This is a genomic window from Faecalibacterium sp. An192 (genome assembly GCF_002160175.1).
GTDB lineage: Bacteria > Bacillota > Clostridia > Oscillospirales > Ruminococcaceae > Faecalibacterium.
In genome coordinates this window covers 1-1,444 of record NZ_NFKB01000125.1, presented here as the reverse complement: position 1 = coordinate 1,444, position 1,444 = coordinate 1, and the positions used below count along the sequence as shown (strand labels likewise).

Sequence of the window (1,444 nt, the reverse complement as noted above, 5' to 3'; positions counted from 1 at the left end):
TCACAGCACTGGCCTTGGCTCCTTTTACTGTATCACTGAACAGCCAGTTCTTGCGTCCCACAGTAAAGGGACGGATGGCGTTCTCTGCAAGATTGTTGGAAATCTGGCATCTGGGGTCAAGCAGGTAGTTCTCCATGTAGGGCTGCTGTTTGCGGGCGTACTGCACAGCCTTTTTCAAATTTCCGGCCAGAGGCTGCTGTTCCAGCTCTTCGAGCCAGCGCCAAAAAGCCCTGAGCATGGGTTTCTCCACCGCAAGGCGCTGTTTCTGTCTTTCTTCGGCCGGCAGTTCAGCCAGTTTCTTTTCAGCTGCAAACAGCTGGTCACAGTAATCCCGGCCAACCTGTGCCGGTGTTAGAAGCCCTTTGGGTTTGCTGGATGCAGCAGGCATGGCTTCTACGAACTTCCGGCGCAGATGGGCCCAGCAGCCGCAGCGGGTAATATCCGGTACCTGGTTGTAGCCAGCATAGCCGTCGGTATGCAGGTATCCACGGAAACCTTCCAGAAACTTCTTTGGGTATTCGCCGCTGCGTCCGGGCTGGTACTCGTACAGAACAATGGAAGGCAGCCCATCCATGCCGGTACGGTAAACCCACATGTAAGACTTGGACTGAGCGGTCTTGCCGTTCTCTTTGAGGACCTGCACCACCGTCTCATCTGCATGCAGAACCTCTCTTTGCAGAAGCTCTTTCCGCATGGCATCCCACAGAGGCTCCAGCCAGTCTTCCGCACACCGGATGATCCAGCGCGCCATGGTAGTCCGGCTGAATGTCACCCCCAGCTGTTTCCATGCTGCTTCCTGCCGGTACAGCGGCATGGCATTCACATACTTCTGGTACATGATTTCTGCCACCACCGAAGCCGCAACCAGACTGTGATTCAGCAAAGGCTTTGGAACGGAAGCCCGCACAATGACACTGCGGCCTTTTTTGTGGCAGGCCGGGCACTTGTAACTCATCTGCCAGTACCAGACTAGCTTAAGTTTGGGCCGCCGGTATTCAAAGACTTCCCGCACCAGCTCTTTCCCGATCCAAACCAGTTTTCCTTTGCACCTCGGACAGATTCGTTCTTCTTCGTCCAAGTCAAAGATCCGATTTTCCGTCTCATTGCTGCTGGTCAGTTTCCAGCGTCCCGCTTCGCTTATCTTGTGGACGCCCCTCTGGTCCTTTTTGAACGGTTCCGGGGCGTCTTCCTTGTATTCCAGCTCAGCTTCCGGGAATACGCCCAGAGGTTCTTCTTCCTCCTGCACCGGCGTCGCCTCGCTGGAGCTGCCAAACCGTTTCTTCTGCAGCAGGGCAACCATCTCTTCCAGGTCCCGGACTTCTTCCAGAAGAAGCTGCATGGCTTTCTGCAAGTCCTGGATGTAGGCATCCTTCTCTTGTTCTGTTACTGGCTGCCGTTTCAGCAGCTCGGAAATGCCGGTTTCGATTTTCTGCATGGCAGCCTC

The 1,444-nt window shown here is 55.1% G+C and carries 1 protein-coding gene; it reads right to left on the bottom strand.

Annotated features, from left to right (window positions below; all coding sequences use genetic code 11):
• A partial coding sequence (locus B5F27_RS16200) for an IS66 family transposase (RefSeq protein ID WP_087369066.1) occupies positions 1 to 1,444 on the bottom strand: 1,444 nt, incomplete at both ends.